General features: G+C 45.6%; 13 protein-coding genes. 8 read left to right on the forward strand and 5 right to left on the reverse strand.

The features are described from left to right. Positions 1 to 86 precede the first annotated feature (86 nt). Entirely contained in the window at positions 87 to 2,624 is a 2,538-nt protein-coding gene (locus JKP82_RS06540) for a TonB-dependent receptor (RefSeq protein WP_159529821.1), read from the reverse strand. A gap of 314 nt (positions 2,625 to 2,938) precedes the next feature. On the opposite strand from JKP82_RS06540, the gene JKP82_RS06545 reads away from it, so the two are divergent. From JKP82_RS06545 to JKP82_RS06560, 4 genes are all read left to right on the forward strand, one after another. Then, positions 2,939 to 3,613, forward strand: coding sequence for a histidine phosphatase family protein (locus JKP82_RS06545; RefSeq protein WP_159529823.1), 675 nt, complete (start codon positions 2,939 to 2,941; stop codon positions 3,611 to 3,613). A 28-nt stretch (positions 3,614 to 3,641) separates the two neighbouring features. Continuing rightward, positions 3,642 to 4,856: an acyl-CoA dehydrogenase family protein gene (locus tag JKP82_RS06550; protein ID WP_159529825.1), complete on the forward strand. Its 1,215-nt coding sequence runs from the start codon at positions 3,642 to 3,644 to the stop codon at positions 4,854 to 4,856. Between the two features lie 9 nt (positions 4,857 to 4,865). Further along, positions 4,866 to 5,906 carry a phosphotransferase family protein gene (locus JKP82_RS06555; RefSeq protein WP_159529827.1) on the forward strand — a complete coding sequence of 347 codons (1,041 nt, stop codon included), beginning with the start codon at positions 4,866 to 4,868 and terminating at the stop codon, positions 5,904 to 5,906. Between the two features lie 110 nt (positions 5,907 to 6,016). Then, the gene (locus JKP82_RS06560) at positions 6,017 to 6,991 is read left to right on the forward strand and encodes an NADPH:quinone oxidoreductase family protein (protein WP_218396321.1); all 975 of its coding nucleotides are present in this window, start codon (positions 6,017 to 6,019) and stop codon (positions 6,989 to 6,991) included. A 141-nt stretch (positions 6,992 to 7,132) separates the two neighbouring features. Here the strand turns inward: JKP82_RS06560 and JKP82_RS06565 are convergent, their stop codons facing one another. The 4 genes from JKP82_RS06565 to JKP82_RS06580 all read right to left on the reverse strand — a co-directional run bounded on the left by JKP82_RS06565 (position 7,133) and on the right by JKP82_RS06580 (position 9,888). Then, complete coding sequence (locus JKP82_RS06565; protein WP_218396323.1) at positions 7,133 to 7,480, reverse strand: VOC family protein; 348 nt, start codon at positions 7,478 to 7,480, stop codon at positions 7,133 to 7,135. 216 nt (positions 7,481 to 7,696) lie between these two features. Next, positions 7,697 to 8,002 (reverse strand): hypothetical protein, encoded by a 306-nt coding sequence (locus JKP82_RS06570; protein ID WP_218396324.1) that lies wholly within the window; start codon positions 8,000 to 8,002, stop codon positions 7,697 to 7,699. 196 nt (positions 8,003 to 8,198) lie between these two features. Beyond that, the gene (locus JKP82_RS06575) at positions 8,199 to 8,963 is read right to left on the reverse strand and encodes an SDR family NAD(P)-dependent oxidoreductase (RefSeq protein ID WP_159529835.1); all 765 of its coding nucleotides are present in this window, start codon (positions 8,961 to 8,963) and stop codon (positions 8,199 to 8,201) included. A gap of 10 nt (positions 8,964 to 8,973) precedes the next feature. Then, the gene (locus JKP82_RS06580) at positions 8,974 to 9,888 is read right to left on the reverse strand and encodes a haloalkane dehalogenase (RefSeq protein WP_159529837.1); all 915 of its coding nucleotides are present in this window, start codon (positions 9,886 to 9,888) and stop codon (positions 8,974 to 8,976) included. 245 nt (positions 9,889 to 10,133) lie between these two features. Here JKP82_RS06580 and JKP82_RS06585 point away from each other — a divergent pair, with 245 nt between their 5' ends. The 4 genes from JKP82_RS06585 to JKP82_RS06600 all read left to right on the forward strand — a co-directional run bounded on the left by JKP82_RS06585 (position 10,134) and on the right by JKP82_RS06600 (position 16,239). Beyond that, positions 10,134 to 12,254, forward strand: a complete 2,121-nt coding sequence (locus tag JKP82_RS06585; protein WP_218396325.1) for a 3-hydroxyacyl-CoA dehydrogenase NAD-binding domain-containing protein — start codon at positions 10,134 to 10,136, stop codon at positions 12,252 to 12,254. 10 nt (positions 12,255 to 12,264) lie between these two features. Next, entirely contained in the window at positions 12,265 to 13,446 is a 1,182-nt protein-coding gene (locus tag JKP82_RS06590; RefSeq protein ID WP_218396327.1) for an acetyl-CoA C-acyltransferase, read from the forward strand. A gap of 9 nt (positions 13,447 to 13,455) precedes the next feature. Then, positions 13,456 to 15,255, forward strand: a complete 1,800-nt coding sequence (locus JKP82_RS06595) for an acyl-CoA dehydrogenase C-terminal domain-containing protein (RefSeq protein ID WP_159529843.1) — start codon at positions 13,456 to 13,458, stop codon at positions 15,253 to 15,255. Between the two features lie 72 nt (positions 15,256 to 15,327). Beyond that, positions 15,328 to 16,239, forward strand: coding sequence for an alpha/beta fold hydrolase (locus tag JKP82_RS06600; RefSeq protein WP_159529845.1), 912 nt, complete (start codon positions 15,328 to 15,330; stop codon positions 16,237 to 16,239). The last annotated feature ends 46 nt before the right edge of the window (positions 16,240 to 16,285 follow it).

Here is a 16,285-nt window from a genome sequence, read left to right on the forward strand (position 1 = left end):
GAAGTAGATAAATAGCCCCAAAGTAGATGAATAAGTGGGGCTTTTTATTTAAGGTTACATCGCTTTTGTTTTAACAAACGCAATAGTTAAAAACGCTTTCTTACCGATATACCATAGGAGCGAGGTGCGCCTGGGTAGGCCATCAGTTTTCCTTCTTGCACTGGCACATCAAAACCACTTCTAGCGATATATTCTTCATCCAAAAGGTTTCGAGCCCATACAATAATTTCGGTGTCCCATTCCTCAAGCTGAAGTGAAAGTCGTGCATTAATAATCTCGTATGAACCAGACTGTTTATAGGGGTCGTTGGAATCATCCAAATATACTTCCCCTGTATACTGATAATCTGCGCTTATTGTGGCGTCGTAACTCGCTACTAAAAAATGATGGTTTAGCATAATTGAAAGGCTATTTTGAGGCTCAAAACCCACTCTGTCACCGTCTCGTGCACAATACGGGTCGGCAGGTGACGCACGGCCCGGATCGTCAATACCCGTATGCCATGAATAGGCCACCCAACATGTACCTTGTTTGAAGGTATCAAAATTGGCTAACGTGCGTGATGCAATAAGCTGAAGTTCCGTGTTTGCACTCATTAACCAAGTGGTTTCAAGCTCCAGTCCCTTCACATGAATGTCGCCTGCGTTTTGCAGGTTAAAACCGGTACCTGTGAAAGTGGTGGCTTGAAAATCTTCAATGGTTGAATAATGCGCCGCAACATTTACCCGCACACCATAATCTGGCCAATCCTGTTTCAAGCCTATTTCTGCACTACGCGCTTTTTCGGCCTCAAAAGTGGCATCTAAAGAAGGTAAAATACGATCAGTATTAGTGCCGCCTGCTTTATAACCAGAGGCTAAGCTGGCATAAATTAGTTGGTTTTTATTGGCCTGATAAGCAAGCTTTATCGTGCCCGTTAACTGGCTATCATCTATTGCTTCGTTTAAATCAGGTCGTGGCAGTACCGCTGATGAACCCAAGAAAAAATACCCCCATCCCGCCTGTTGAAAAGGCGCTAGGGCATTTAGCGAGGTTGGACTAATTGCAGTACCAGTATTGAGCGCTACGCCAATATCATTTAACGCTGTTACCGCAGCACCTATATTGGGCCTGCTTTCGGGAGCGCCGCTCAAGCCATCAATACCTGGGCCTTGTTCGGTGTACCGGCCAGCTATCGACTTCTTTTCATCGGTAAAACGCATGCCAGTCGTCAAGGTGATTGTGTCAGACAGCAACCAGTCAGCTTGGGCAAAAAATGCAACACTGTCTTGTTCTTGATTTGCCGTGTGCATAAATACGGTATTGCTTGGTGCTGCCACCCCAGAAGGGGCTATTAACCCGCCAGTGGCCGCACTAAGTCCATCAATCGCACTTGCCAAGGGAAGTAATTCAGCACCTGCAATGCTAAAAAAGCTATCGAATGCAAACTGTGTCGTGGTGTTAAAGGTTAAATCTAAATTTTGGCTAAAGTAATAGGCACCCAAAAGGCCACGAATTTTATCGCTTTTATAATGCAATCTAAACTCTTGAGAGAAAGACTGTTGTTTTGCATCGTTAGTGGCGGTTAATAAATCCGCATCTGAAAAATCGGTATCTACAATATCGATGCTATCAAAGGCGCGATAAGCCGTAATACCTACCAAAGACCATTGCTCACTAAGCACTACATCAATTTGCGCCGAAACACCTTTATCTTCCATTTTTGAAATAGGGGGTTGAGATAACGATGTGGTGAAATCGTAGAAATCGTCAGTACTGTAAATGGTGGCGTTAAACGGGGGCTGAGATAACAACGCATCTGTGCCAAATTTGCCAGGGATGTCATTTGCCTGAAAATTGTTTTGCCAAGTAAGTGCACCGCAACAACGCTCATTTAATTCACCGTAATCGGCAATGATGCGAACGCTGACATTTTCTGTAGGCGTATAAAGCCACTGAGCCTTTATGGCTGAGCGGTTTTTGTTATTTAAACTCTGCCCAGAAGTGGCATCGGTAATATAGCCATCACCATCGGTTTTAAACCCTGAAATACGCATGGCTAATATATCGTCAATCAACGAGAACGACGCGCCTGCACTTAATCTTAATAATGAATCATTACCCGCCAATACTTCTACAAAACCATCGGTATCGGTATGACTTGGCGCCACAGAGGTAAGGGTCATTGCGCCTGCTGCAGTATTTTTACCAAATAGGGTACCTTGTGGGCCACGTAGTACTTCGATAGCAGCAATATCAACTAAGTCGTTGATAAGGGCATTTTGCCGTGAACGATAAACCCCGTCCACATATAAGCCCACAGAAGATTCGAAGCCGAAATTTTGTGATGATGTGCCAATACCGCGGATGGAAAACCCTGAATTAGTCACGCTTTGATTTTGAAACGCACCAAATGCAGGCACATAGTTTTGCAAATCAAAGACGTCTTTCACCACGGTTTCAATTAAATCGTCGCCGGAAAGGGCGGTCACGGCAACAGGTACTGCTTGTAAATTTTGTGCCGTTTTTTGTGCCTGAACGGTGATATGCTCTAAGGCGCTATCTTGGCAGTAAGCAAGTGAAGATGTGCAACTCGCAGCTATACCTAGTGCGACGAATGTGTGCTTGGGCAGCAATTTTTTCATTTTTATTTTACCTAACATCTAACCCATTTCAAACGAATAGCGTCGTTTGACTACAGCTAGAACCTTAGCAGTAATCTTTCACTTTGCATCAATGTGCAAAAAACAACGTAACAACTTAGTGTTGCAGTAATTTTAAGTCGCTACAACGATAGTAGAAATATTCTGAAAACCAACTGCCTCAACGCTATTGGGCGTGTTTAGTCGCCTTTGTTCCCCATAGCCTAACATGATGTATTCCCATTCAAAATATCAATTAAACTTATGGTGCTACTTTTCTTACCATGGTTAACATATTGATAACATCAGAGAGTAGTATGACTGACATCTACCTAGTACGCCACGGACAAGCATCTTTTGGCGCAGCAAACTACGACAAGCTTAGTGATCTAGGTGCACAGCAGTCCCAGTGGCTTGGGCACTACTTCAAGCAGCGCGATATTACTTTCGATAGTGTGTTTATGGGTGACATGGTGCGCCACAGAGAAACCGCCGAAGGTATTGCAAAAGGGATAGGTTCTCTACCCCAAGCGAACATCAACAGTGAATTGAACGAATTTAACTTTCAAGCAGTGGCAACAGCGTTTTTAACCCGATACCCAGATCAAAAAGTGCCAGAAGGTGCGTCTCGGGCAGAATATTATCGGTTGCTTAAAAAAGCCATGTTGGCATGGGCAGCCAATGATCTCGACCATAACTTATTGGATGAGAGTTGGGCAGGCTTCGAAGATAGGGTGGCCACTATGCTAAGCGCGCTCCAAAGCACACAGGCAAAGCGAGTGTTGGTGGTAAGTTCAGGGGGGGCCATTGCCATGATGTTAAAGCACATACTCGGTTACGACGCCCCCACGGTTATTAACATGAACTTGCAGATTAGAAATGCGAGTTTTTCTCAGTGCTTCGCGAATACTCGTGGTGTGCATTTGAACAATTTCAACAGCGTACCACATTTAGATGTTGTGGATAGATTGCACGCTGTGACATACAGCTAAACAGCGCCATCAGCGGATAAGGACAGTTATGAACTTTGAATACAATGAAAGAACACAAACGCTTTTAACGAAATTAAGAGCCTTCATGCAAGAAGAAGTGTATCCAATTGAGAAGGAGTATGTTCACGCGGTAGAAAATGGTGAAAACCGTTGGCAAACTCCCGTTATGATGCAAACTCTCAAACAACGCGCAAAAGACGCCGGCCTTTGGAATCTCTTCCTTCCAGAGGAATATAAGCCTTACGGCGCTGGGTTATCAAATGCTGAATACGCCCCTTTGTGTGAAGAGATGGGGCGTGTGTTGTTTAGCTCAGAGATTTTCAATTGTAGCGCGCCTGATACGGGCAACATGGAAGTGTTGGCGAAGTACGGAAATGAAGAACAGAAAAAACAATGGCTAGAGCCACTGCTTAATGGCGAAATTCGTTCTGCCTTTGCCATGACCGAGCCAGCAGTTGCGTCAAGTGATGCGACTAACATTGAAACGTCAATTACCCGAGATGGCGATGAATACGTAATCAATGGGCGCAAATGGTACACCAGTGGTGCCATGAACGAAAATTGCAAAATCATGGTGGTAATGGGTAAAACCGACTTTGAAGCTGCTCGTCACCAGCAACAGTCGCAAATTTTAGTGCCAATGGATACGAAGGGGGTCACCATTGTGCGCCCCATGGCTGCGATGGGCTATTTTGATGAGCCTGTAGGGCATGCGGAAGTATTGTTCGATAACGTACGGGTTCCGGTAAGCAATTTGCTACTCGGTGAAGGTCGCGGGTTTGAAATTGCACAAGGTCGCTTAGGCCCAGGCCGTATTCATCACTGCATGCGCTTAATTGGCTGCGCACAGCGCGCCTTAGATTTAGCCTGTGAGCGAGTAGATCAGCGTGAAGCATTTGGTAAGCCACTTAGCAAACAGCAGTCGGTGCGCGAAAGTATTGCACAAATGCATTGTGATATTGAGCAAGCGCGCTTACTAACACTTAAGGCTGCCGACAAAATGGATAGATACGGCAATAAAGTCTCTCGAGATATTATTGCCGCCATTAAAATTGTTGCACCCAAAATGGCGTGTAGGGTTATTGACGAAGCTATCCAAATGCATGGCGCTGCAGGTACAAGTCAAGATTACGCATTGTCTGCCATGTACGCGTATGCTAGGACCATTCGTTTAGCCGATGGCCCTGACCAAGTGCACATGATGCAATTGGGTCGCAATCTGATTGCCGAAAAGAACGCTTAAGGAGTATCTGTGGCTACGCACACGCTAGATATAGAAACGTTAAATCACTACCTAAATAAGGCGTGCCCAGAAATAGGCACGGTGTTGTCGGCAGAGAAATTCTCAGGTGGGCAATCTAATCCTACGTTTAAACTAAATGCTGATTCTGGCGTTTACGTGCTGCGTCGCCAACCGCCGGGGAAACTGCTCAAGTCTGCCCATGCGGTTGACCGCGAGTATCGCGTTATCAATGCACTAAGTAACACAGAAGTACCTGTGCCTAAGGTTTATCACTTGTGTGAAGATGCCGACATCATTGGCAGTATGTTTTACATCATGGCCTACGTTGAAGGCACCATTTATTGGGACAGCGCTTTACCGGAAGTAGAGAGCCCAAAAACTCGGGGCGCTATGTACGATGAAATGAACCGCGTGCTGGCAGTGATGCACGGTGTTGATATTGACGCCGCTGGGTTAACGAGTTACGGCAAGCCAGGAAGTTACTTTTCTCGCCAGTTAAGCCGGTGGACTCAGCAATACCGTGCTTCTGAGCTAGAGCATGTAGAAGACATTGAGCAGCTTATTACCTATTTAGAAGAAAATTTGCCTGAAGATGATGGGCAAATAGCCTTGGTTCACGGTGATTTTAGGTTGGATAATATGATGTTTGATATGTCTAACCTTGATGAACCTAAAGTGATTGCGTTGCTTGATTGGGAGTTATCTACCTTGGGGCACCCGTATGCCGATTTAGCCTATCAATGCATGCAGCTGCGTTTACCAAGTGACATCGCCCATGCGTCTGGTTTAGGTGGGTTAGACAGAGACGCGTTAGGTATTCCTAGTGAAGAAGAATACGTAGGTGCATATTGCAAGCGACGCGGCATTGACAAAATAGACAACTGGACCTTTTACCTCGCGTTTAGTTTTTTCCGTCTAGCAGCCATTCTGCAAGGAGTAGTTAAACGGGCACATGATGGCAACGCATCAAGCGACAAGGCAATGCAGTTAGGCGCTATGGTGCGCCCTCTGGCACAAATTGCGAATAAAACGATTCATCAAAACAGCTAAACCACCGAACACGGCTGTGGATCTCAATGACATTGAGGTGCACTTATGGACCACCGAGCGCCTATTAATAAGCGAGCGGTAAGCAAAGAAACGAATTATTAGGAGTGGCTATGAAAGCGATTGTATGTGAAGCATTTGGACCGATAGACGATTTAAAATGCAAGGAAATTGATGACCCAGTAATTAAGCCAGGTCACGTAGTCGTTAACGTAGAAGCGGCCGGTGTTAACTTTCCTGATGGGCTACTTGTACAAGGTTTATATCAAATGAAACCGCCATGCCCATTTGTGCCAGGTAATGAAGTAGCTGGTGTGGTAGCCGAAGTGGGCGAAGGTGTAAAGCATATAACTGCTGGCCAGCGCGTCATTGCGTTATCTAATCTAGGTGGTTTTGCTGAGAAAGTACTGGTGCCTGCCACGCATGTTATGCCACTACCGGATCCTATCGATGTAAAAGAGGGGGCTGCTTTAGTTACCGCACATGCTACTGCCCATCATGCACTAAAACAGCGTGCAAAAATTCAACCGGGAGAAACGCTTGTGGTAACGGGCGCAGCCGGTGGTACGGGCTTAGCCGCAGTGCAAATTGGTAAAGAAATGGGGGCAATCGTCATTGCCGTTTGTTCTACCGAAGAAAAGCTTGCGTTAGCCAAAGAGCATGGCGCGGATATACTTATTAATTACAAAGAAAAGAACTTAAAAGATGCCATTAAAGAAGCCACCAATGGCAAAGGCGCCGATGTGGTTTACGAATGTGTTGGCGGCGATACATTTCACGCCTGTAGCCGCAGCATGGCGTGGGAAGGACGTTTGCTTGTGGTGGGCTTTGCGGGTGGTGAAATTCCTCAATTCCCTGTGAATCTATCGTTAGTGAAAGGCTACTCGGTAGTAGGTGTATTCTGGGGGTCGTTTACCCAGCACGATCCAAAGGGTTTTGCCGCCAACATGAAAGAGCTTTTAACCTGGTATGTGCAAGGCAAAGTGAAAGTGGTGGTAGATGAAGCCTTACCCATGGAGCGTGCCACCGAAGCCATGGCTAAAGTGATGAACCGAGAAGTGAAAGGTAAAATGGTTATCACGCCATAGCGTTTAAAAATGAGCTTGTAAAAAGAGACACTTGAATGAGTCACTTAAGAGAGCAGCTTAAAAGGCACTAGTAGCTAAAACGATAAGGTATGGTCAACGATTGGGTAAGCAGTCCATTACGTACCATGCCTTTTTTATTGCCTAGAATTTGCGAAGCTCAGTGATATGTAATAGCTCACCGCTTGGCCCCCACAAATAAAATACCTTCCCCCAGGCTTCTATTGAAACGTCTGATATCTTAAGTTTGTCGGTGGCTTTTTTACATAATGAATGTGCCGCTTCAATATCCAGTACACATATCTGCAGCATGAAGTTGTTAGCCAAATCCTCCTGATAGAAATTCTGTAAAAAGAATTGGCAGTCACCATTTTCAAATAAGGTTAACGCATCGGAAACAAATTCACCTTTAAAGCCAATTTGGGTATAAAACCTTTTCGATACAACATAATCTTTACTGGGAATGAACACTTTAATGTGGTCAACGTCCATGCGCTTCTCCAACCAATGGCTAAATGACTATTCAAGTTATTGTGGCATACTGATGGCATCGATAGTAGAAAGTCGCAGTATAAAAAAATATTCGGCGATTTATCGATAACGCATTTTGCGGTTGTTCACAAACTGTACATGCCAATAGGCTTGAATAAGCAGGGGGAAAAAAAGGTAAGTTGGGCTAGAAACAGGGCATGCTAACGTTTACGGCAATTACTCGGCTACAACAATACCCTGTGGTAACGCAGTATGTAGCAGGCGCGTAGCGTTAGAAGCAGAAGGCTTTTGTGTTGAAACAGAAATCAAACGTTTAAGCACAAAAGAAGAAGACTGGCTTCGTACTTTTTTAACCGTCACTGGCGAATTCTGCGTAGGGTTTACATGCTGAAAATCAGATGTTTGAACTGAAGAAGACGTTGCGAATTGCGTTGATAGTTCGTTAGCTAAACTGTTCGAAGATAGGCCTAAACCAACAACAATGCTACTCATAGTAATGAAGTGTCTTAATGTCATTTTCATAAGTACTCCCAGCGTATAGTGCGGTTAGGTAAAAAGTCAGAAGCGACTAACAAGTCGCTTCGTCCGAAGGTTTTGTTTGTTCCCCTTCATTACAACTAAAGTCGCACTAAAACAAAACATCACCATTTATACTAAGGTATGAAATCTAATGCTTTTGGATGCCCGTCCAAACCATCAACAGGCATCAACCAAGGTTCTACCAAGCAGTTACGCCTCCATCTACCGCGACAGTTTGTCCATTCATGTAGCTGTTACCGGGTGATAACATGAGGATCATGGCATTCACAATTTCTTGAGGCTCGCCCAAGCGTTTCATTGGGCTTCCCATGCCAAGCTGAGTTTGTGCCTCTTTAGTGTTGTAACCATCCACGTTTAATATATTGGTAGGGCTGTAAAAAGGGCACACCGCATTTACGCGTACATTCTTGCGACCGTATTCAACAGCGGCAGTTCGGGTCACGCCGGCAACTGCATGTTTAGCGGCGGCATACGCGCCACCTTTTGGGGCGCCACCCAAGCCGGCTAGGGAACTAACGTTTAATATATGTCCTTGCTTCTGCGATAACATTTGTGGAAGTTGGTACTTCATGCCAAACATCACGCCTTTTACGTTTACAGCAAACTGAAGGTCTATTATCTCTTCGGTCATTTCATGCATGGGGGCAGGTACATGAGCGATACCCGCATTGTTGATGGCGATATCTAGGCGACCAAACTTCTCTTTTGCCAACGCCACCAAGGCTTTGTTTAATTCTTCACTGGCAATATCGCCTGCTTTCGTTACCACATCAGTATAGCTCGCCACGTCAGCGCGACATGACGCCAAGTTTTCTTCATTAATATCCGATAACACCAGTTTGGCACCTCGGCTACCTAGGCCTTCTGCTAATAGGCGGCCGAAACCGCTGCCCGCGCCAGTGATCAATATCACTTTATCGCTAAAATCTAATAATGAATCCATAGTGGTTTCCTTAAGCTTGTCCAGTTGAATTAATAAAAGTGATAAGAAGATCGGCCAATTCCGGGCCTTTATCTTCTTGCACGAAGTGTCCGCCTTTCACTACTGTGGTGTGCGGCACGCCGCGACAGCCAGGTATGAATGACTGCATTAGCTTGTCACCGCCAGCGGTAACTGGGTCGCTGTCACTGAATGCGGTCATAAATGGTGTATTAAATTGTTTTAACCTTACCCATGCTTCACGGTTTGCTTGAGTTTGTGGATCGTCGGGTGTGGCGGGCACTAATAACGGAAATTGTCTGGCCCCTTCTTTATATTCTTCAGAAGGAAAAGGGGCGTCGTAAGCATCCAAAGTTTCTTGAGAAAGCATAGATACAGTTCCCCCCTTAACCACACCTGATACGGGAAATACAGGAACATCTTGCGAGAAGCGACGCCAGTTCAAAAATGCCTCGGGGGGCTTGTGCTCACCGGTAGGTAAAAACGTATTAGATGCCATGACGCCAGCAAAGCGGTCGGGCATGTCGGCTACCAGTCTTAAGCCTAGCAATCCGCCCCAGTCTTGGCAGAAGAGGGTTACTTTTCCTTCAACGGTTTGATTAAACCAGTCTTTAAGCCAAATAAGGTGGCGGGCATAGGTGTAATCTTCTCGCCTAGTGGGTTTATCTGAACGGCCAAAGCCGATGAGATCAGGTACTAGCACATTAAAGCCTGCATCGGCTAGTATCGGAATCATGGTGCGATACAGGTAAGCCCAAGAAGGCTCGCCGTGCAGAAGAAGAATAGTGTGGCCATCTTTGGGTCCGCACTGATAGTAGGCCATGACTATTTCGCCGCTTACGGTATCGGTAACGTGTACGTACCTCGGCTCATAAGGAAAGTCGGTAATAGAAGAGAATGCACTTTCAGGGGTTTTTAAAACTTGCATACTTGCCCACCTCAAATGTGAATCAGATGTAACTAATTAGTGTGTTTATTAACAAAAACACTAGCGAGGTAATCTGTCAATTCTTCCTTATACCCCATCGAATATGCGCTTAAGGGCAGTTGGGCACAAATAAAGGGGTTGCTGTCCATATTAAATATTGTGATGAATGTCTATAACACCAATAAACTTGGATGATTGACAACACTGCAATAACATCCGGTTAACGTGAATAACAGGATACCGTTATGACAGAGATGGAAAACAAGGCAGTGGACTACAAAGTCCAACAGGGCATAGCAACTATTACTATGCAAAGCGCGCCAGTAAACGCACTTTCTCGCGCAGTACGAGTTGGGCTAATAGATGGCATCGAAAGCGCATTAAGCGACGACAGTGTTAGTGCTATTGTAATCACTTCTTCTCTCGCCTTATTTTCAGGTGGCGCTGATATTAGTGAATTCTCCGGTGGCGATTTATCGCCAAATCTTCCTGAAGTCCTCGATAAAATTGAAAATGCTACCAAGCCCGTGGTGGCAGTATTGCCAGGGCCTGCGTTTGGGGGCGGATTAGAAGTCGCGTTAGCGTGTCATCACAGAATTACCTTTGCTGGAAACCAAGTGGGCCTTCCAGAAGTCAACTTAGGTATATTGCCAGGCGCGGGTGGAACGCAGCGTTTACCGCGTTTAGCCGATCCTGCTACCGCGCTAACTATGATTGTTACAGGTAAGCCTACTTCGGTAGTGAAGCTTCCAGGTGTATTCGACAAAATTTCAGACAAGCCTGAGCATTTGCTTGAAGACACCAAGCAGTACCTTGGTTCATTGAATGCTGAGAGTGGTATTAAACGCACCTGTGATATTACGCTGACAATGTCTGAAGAAGTGCAGGGCGTATTTGACGCCGTTACCGCACAAACGAAAAAAGCAGCACGGGGCTTTTTTGCGCCCTTAAAATGTATTGAAGCGGTAAAAGGCGCATACACATTAGCTTTTACCGATGGACTTAAGCACGAAGGCAAATTGTTCATGGAATGCATGAACACCCCTCAAGCCCGTGCACAGCAACATTTCTTCTTTGCCGAGCGAGCAGCGGGTCACGTGAGTGACTTTGATAAAAGCACACCAGAGCGAAGTATTGAGAAAGTTGCGGTTATTGGTGCTGGCACCATGGGGGGCGGTATCGCCATGAACTTTGCGAACGCGGGTATTCCTGTCACTATGCTAGAGCTTAAGCAAGAAGCGCTAGATAAAGGCTTGGCCCTTATTCGTAAAAACTACGAAAACTCAGCCAAAAAAGGCAAGTTAACCCAAGAGCAAGTGGAAACACGTATGGCGCTGTTAAGCGGCACTACAACGTATGACGACTTAGCCGATGTAGATCTTGTTATTGAAGCTGTATTTGAAAAAATGGAAGTGAAGAAAACCGTTTTCACTACCTTAGATAAAGTCTGTAAGCCAGGGGCTATTTTAGCGTCTAACACGTCTACCCTTGATGTGAATGAAATTGCCGCGTGTACCTCACGTCCACAAGATGTTATCGGTCTTCACTTCTTCTCGCCAGCTAACGTTATGAAGTTGCTTGAAGTGGTTAAAGCTGAAGATACGTCGGCTGACGTTATCAAAACCTGTATGAAATTAGCCAAGCGCATTAAGAAGGTAGCGGTATTGGTTGGCGTATGTTTCGGTTTTGTTGGCAACCGCATGATTGAACCTTACGGCCGTGAAGCTAACCGTTTATTGCTAGAAGGTGCAAGCCCTGAGCAAGTAGACCGCGTGCTCACACAGTTTGGTATGCCTATGGGGCCATTCACCATGGGTGACATGGCAGGCTTAGACATTGGGTACTACGTACGTCAGTCTCGCCAAGCCTTTATTTCACACGATCCTTCATACGGTGCAGTGGCAGACCGATTGGTAGAGAAAGATCGTAACGGTCTTAAAACGGGCCGTGGCGCTTATCTTTATGAAGCTGGCAGCCGTGTTCCCATTCCAGACCCTGAAGTACTAGAAATTGCTAAACAAGAAGCTGCTCGCCTAGGGGTTACGCAGCGCGATGACATAAGCGATGAAGAAATTCTGGTGCGTTGTCTATACACCCTAATTAATGAAGGCGCATGTATTCTTGAAGAAGGCATAGCGGCTAAGTCTAGCGATATCGATGTTATCTATGTTTATGGCTATGGCTTCCCAGTTTATCGTGGCGGCCCTATGCAGTATGCAGACGAAGTTGGACTGGGTGAAATCGTCGATAAGCTATCTACCTACGCTGAGAAACTGGGTGACTACGGAAAAATGTGGTTACAACCAAGCGACCTATTAATCAAGCTAGCGCAAGAGCGCAGTAGCTTTGCAAAATTTAAAAACTAAGGAGTACGCTATGCGCGATGCAGTAATAGTAAGTACCGCAAGAACGCCTATTGGCCGTGCCTATAAAGGTGCACTTAACAATTTACCTGCCCCTACATTAGGTGGTCATGCTATTCGTAACGCCGTACAACGTGCCGGTGTCGATCCTGCCAGTATCGACGATGTGATTATGGGCGCCGCCCTAACGCAAGGCAGTGGCGGCATGAACATTGGCCGCTTAGCAGCATTAGCCGGCGATTTGCCGGTTACCGTTGCAGGTATGACGTTAGACAGACAATGTAGCTCTGGCATGTATGCCATTGCTAATGCCGCAAACAGTATTCGCACTGGCGACACCAATATTATGGTAGCTGGTGGATTAGATTCTATTTCTTTGGTTCAAACCAAAGCCATGAACATGTCTCGCGCGGTAGACCCACAATTAGTGGCAAAGCATAAGAATATTTACATGCCTATGCTGCAAACTGCTGAAGTTGTGGCCAAGCGTTACGGTATTAGCCGTGAAGTGCAAGACGAATACGCTTACCAAAGCCAAATGCGTACAGCGGCTGGTCAAGAAGCGGGTAAGTTTGACGACGAAATTGTGCCAATTACGGCCACTAAAGCCATTTTCAATAAAGATACGGGCGAGACCAGCGAGCAGGAAGTGACGTTATCGAAAGACGAAGGTAACCGTCCTGAAACCCAACTTGATGGTTTGCGTTCACTGAACCCTGTGATTGAAGGCGGGTGTATTACCGCGGGTAATGCCAGTCAACTTTCTGATGGTGCGAGTGCCACGGTCATTATGGATGAGCATTCTGCTGCTAAGGGCCAAGCGCAACCATTAGGTATTTACCGTGGTATTGCGGTAGCAGGTTGTGAGCCAGATGAAATGGGTATCGGCCCAGTGTTTGCCATTCCTAAGCTGTTAAAGCAACACGGCTTAACCATGGACGATATTGGTTTGTGGGAACTTAACGAAGCCTTTGCAGTGCAAGTGCTTTATTGCCGCGATAAGCTGGGTATTCCTGATGAATTATTAAACGTAAACGGTGGTGCTATTTCAATTGGCCACCCTTACGGAATGAGTGGCGCACGTATGGTGGGTCATGCATTAATCGAGGGCAAACGACGTGGTGCGAAATACGTTGTTTGTACTATGTGTATTGGCGGCGGTATGGGTGCTGCTGGTTTATTTGAAGTTATATAGGTATTTGGTATGGAAGGTTATAAAGCTCCACAACGCGACGCCATGTTTGTTACACATGAGCTATTAAACTATCAAGAACATTATCAAAAGCTTGGCTTTGATGAAGCATCAGAAGATTTAGTGTCTGCTATCTTCTCTGAAGCGGCTAAGTTTTCTGAAAATAGCCTAGCACCCATCAACATGTCGGGTGACGAAGAAGGGTGTAAGTGGGTAGACGGTGAAGTCACTACCCCTGCTGGCTTTAAAGAAGCTTATCAACAATACGTTGAAGGAGGCTGGCCAAGTATGTCTCATCCTGAAGAGTTTGGCGGTCAAGCACTGCCGTACTCATTATCATCTATTATTGCTGAATGGTTCTCGGGTGCAAATCACTCATGGGCTATGTACCCTGGCTTAAGCCAAGGGTGTATGGAAACCATTAAAGCCCACGGTACTGAAACACTACAAAATCAATATTTACCAAAGCTTATTAGCGGTGAATGGACAGGTACCATGTGCTTAACAGAGGCCCATTGTGGCTCTGATTTGGGCATGCTTAAATGCCGTGCAGAACCACAAGACGATGGTAGCTACAGCTTAACGGGGACGAAAATTTTTATCTCAGCCGGTGAGCACGATATGTCTGAAAATATCGTTCACATTGTACTCGCGCGTTTGCCTGGTGCGCCAGAAGGCACTAAAGGTATTTCGTTATTTGTAGTACCTAAGTTCAACGTGTCTGATGACGGCGAAAAGCTAGATCGCAACGCCGTTGCGTGCGGCAGTATTGAACACAAAATGGGTATTAAGGCCAGTGCAACCTGTGTGATTAACTTCGACGGTGCGAAGGGCTTCTTGATTGGCCAACCTAATCGCGGCCTTAACTGCATGTTCACCTTTATGAACACTGCCCGAATCGGTACTGGCCTTGAAGGCTTAGCTGCTTCTGAAGCGTCTTTCCAAGGTGCATTGCGTTACGCTAAAGATCGTATTCAATTTCGTTCATTAACTGGTCGTAAGAACCAAGATGGTCCTGCAGATCCAATTATTGTGCACCCCGATGTACGCCGTATGCTACTTACGCAAAAAGCGTTTGCAGAAGGTAACCGTGCATTAGCAGCTTACTGCATGCAGTTGGTTGATGTGACCCTTTACGGTGATGATGCACAAGAGAAGAAGCTAGCTGATACTAAGCTTGCTTTATTAACACCTATTGTTAAAGCCTTCTTGACAGAAACAGCGCAAGAAAGCACCAGCTACGGTATGCAAGTTTACGGTGGCCATGGGTTCATCAAAGAGTGGGGCATGGAGCAGTTAGCGCGTGATACGCGTATTTGTACTATGTACGAAGGAACTACGGGTATCCAGGCTATCGATTTATTAGGCCGTAAAGTGATGGGCTCTAATGGTGAATTGCTCAATGTATTTGTACAAGAAGTACGTGAATATTGCGAATCGCTTCGCGGTAAAGCCCAGTTCAGTGCATGGACAAATGCATTAACGTCTCATTTAGATGAGTGGCAGCAACTTACCATGGATATTGGTAAAGCAGCAGCCTCCAATCCTGATGAGATTGGTGCCGCGTCGGTCGATTACCTTATGTACTCAGGCTATGTGACAGTTGCTTATTTCTGGCTGAAAATGGCCGTTAAAGCACAAGAGCAACTTGATGCAGGTAGTACTGAGACCGAGTTCTATAAGAGCAAAATATTAACCACTGGTTTCTATTTTGATCGCTTACTAACGCGTACCCGTTCACTTGTATCAGCCATGCACTCAGGCTCAGACAACCTTATGTCTATGCCAGAAAGCATGTTTGCTATCGAGTAAATACGATATGTAATGAAATGCCGAGCACCTGCTCGGCATTTTTCTTTTTTACTGTTTTGCGAAAGGCTAGGTATGCCACTAAACGCAGTAACATCTCACGCCGTTTCCATCCAACACCATTCTATTCATTATCTAGAACGAAAAGGGCGAACCTCAGATAGCCCGTTATTGATTTTATTTCATGGATTCCCTGAAAATGCCCATGCATGGGAAGCGCTCATCAATGTATTACCAAGTAATTATCATATTATTGCGCCAGATTTACCGGGATACCATCAATCAGAATCATTACCAGATAGCAGCGATTACCAAGTTCCTTCGCTGGTTACTCGTATGGGTGAATTCGTTCGTACGGTAAGCCAAGGCCGAAAAGCGATATTGGTGGGTCATGATTGGGGTGGGGCGATAGCCTGGCCGCTAGCGGCTTTTCAACCTGATTTGTTTCTTAAGCTGGTTATTATAAATGCAGCGCACCCCAGCACTTTCACTCAAGCGCTTAAAGCAAGTAGTGCACAGCGTAAGAAAAGTGAATACATAAAAGCATTAGCGGCAGAAGATGCAGAGATAGTTTTACAGCAGACCGATTTTGCCATGCTTAAGGATATGCTGGGTACTGCCATGTTTGAAAGTTCAGGTCACAAGGCTAACGAAAAAAGCTATGGGGCAAGGTTGCTTCGTAGTTGGCGCAATAACCAAACATTAACAGCCATGCTGAACTATTACCGAGAAATGCCACAAATGGCACCGGATGAGCATGCACCTGACGCTGAATTGTCACGTATACATGTGCCGCTTCTACGCGTCAGTTTACCTACATTGGTATTATGGGGGCGTTTAGATGATGCGTTTGATGAAGGCATTTTGAATGGTTTAGCAACTTACGTTCCCGACCTACGAATTGTGTATCACGATACGGCGACACATTGGGTACATAGAGAGCAAGCGAGCTGGGCGGCAAGAGAAATAACGGATTTTATAACGTAAGCATTTTTTGAAAAGCAATATGGGAAAGGGGCGTGGCCCCTTTCGG

Source organism: Alteromonas lipotrueae (assembly GCF_019249215.1).
GTDB classification, from domain to species: Bacteria; Pseudomonadota; Gammaproteobacteria; order Enterobacterales; family Alteromonadaceae; genus Alteromonas; species Alteromonas lipotrueae.

Excerpts from the sequence above, each read along its gene's own strand:
- JKP82_RS06545 (WP_159529823.1), top strand. The coding sequence starts at position 2,939 with ATGACTGACATCTACCTAGTACGCCACGGACAAGCATCTTTTGGCGCA.
- JKP82_RS06570 (WP_218396324.1), bottom strand. The coding sequence starts at position 8,002 with ATGAAAATGACATTAAGACACTTCATTACTATGAGTAGCATTGTTGTT.
- JKP82_RS06540 (WP_159529821.1), bottom strand. The coding sequence starts at position 2,624 with ATGAAAAAATTGCTGCCCAAGCACACATTCGTCGCACTAGGTATAGCT.
- JKP82_RS06595 (WP_159529843.1), top strand. The coding sequence starts at position 13,456 with ATGGAAGGTTATAAAGCTCCACAACGCGACGCCATGTTTGTTACACAT.
- JKP82_RS06580 (WP_159529837.1), bottom strand. The coding sequence starts at position 9,888 with ATGCAAGTTTTAAAAACCCCTGAAAGTGCATTCTCTTCTATTACCGAC.
- JKP82_RS06600 (WP_159529845.1), top strand. The coding sequence starts at position 15,328 with ATGCCACTAAACGCAGTAACATCTCACGCCGTTTCCATCCAACACCAT.
- JKP82_RS06585 (WP_218396325.1), top strand. The coding sequence starts at position 10,134 with ATGACAGAGATGGAAAACAAGGCAGTGGACTACAAAGTCCAACAGGGC.
- JKP82_RS06590 (WP_218396327.1), top strand. The coding sequence starts at position 12,265 with ATGCGCGATGCAGTAATAGTAAGTACCGCAAGAACGCCTATTGGCCGT.
- JKP82_RS06565 (WP_218396323.1), bottom strand. The coding sequence starts at position 7,480 with ATGGACGTTGACCACATTAAAGTGTTCATTCCCAGTAAAGATTATGTT.
- JKP82_RS06550 (WP_159529825.1), top strand. The coding sequence starts at position 3,642 with ATGAACTTTGAATACAATGAAAGAACACAAACGCTTTTAACGAAATTA.
- JKP82_RS06560 (WP_218396321.1), top strand. The coding sequence starts at position 6,017 with ATGAAAGCGATTGTATGTGAAGCATTTGGACCGATAGACGATTTAAAA.
- JKP82_RS06575 (WP_159529835.1), bottom strand. The coding sequence starts at position 8,963 with ATGGATTCATTATTAGATTTTAGCGATAAAGTGATATTGATCACTGGC.